Origin of the sequence: Yeosuana marina (genome assembly GCF_011762485.1) — a bacterium.
Lineage (GTDB): Bacteria > Bacteroidota > Bacteroidia > Flavobacteriales > Flavobacteriaceae > Yeosuana > Yeosuana marina.
The window spans coordinates 1-543 of the sequence record NZ_JAAKGI010000034.1 but is presented as its reverse complement, the minus strand read 5'-3'; the positions used below and the strand labels follow the sequence as shown (position 1 = coordinate 543).

At 34.1% G+C, this 543-nt stretch carries 1 protein-coding gene; it reads right to left on the bottom strand.

Going from position 1 to position 543, the window contains the following annotated elements:
• On the bottom strand, nucleotides 1–332 hold a 332-nt coding region (locus G5V56_RS15645), incomplete at its 3' end, for an IS110 family transposase (RefSeq protein WP_166966810.1).
• Nucleotides 333–543: the final 211 nt, after the last annotated feature.

Below are 543 nucleotides of genomic sequence, written 5' to 3'. Positions count from 1 at the left end.
GGAACCTCATTCATTTGTCCATACTCACAAATCGCTTTGGCATCACTCTTATCGGTCTTTACCTTGGCCAACTTCATCTGGATAAACCGTTTTACCGATAATGGATTTACCACCGATACCTGTACCTTATTTTTATGCAAAAACTGAGCGAAGCGATAATGATAATACCCTGTAGCTTCCATAACAACCAAAGACTCTTTGGTTATCACTTTTAAGAATGATTTAAAGCCTTGTGCATCATTCTTAAAACTTTGATGGCCTTTTTGATGGCTATAAACATCAAACACGTCTTTACTAATGTCTATTCCGAAAATTTCTGTATTTTTATTCATAAGAACTGAATTTTTGAAAGGACAATCTACTTTGATTTCAACAACTTAAAATCGAGATCTTGGTCTCACAGAACTGAACGAAATTTGAGTAGAAAAGAGAGGGGATTAGCAATGTTGCCGAAGTCTCAAGCTTCACCGTATAAAATAACCTTAATCCTCTCTTTTGTTCTTTCTAATTTATTTATCTAATTTAACAAAAGACAAACTTAAG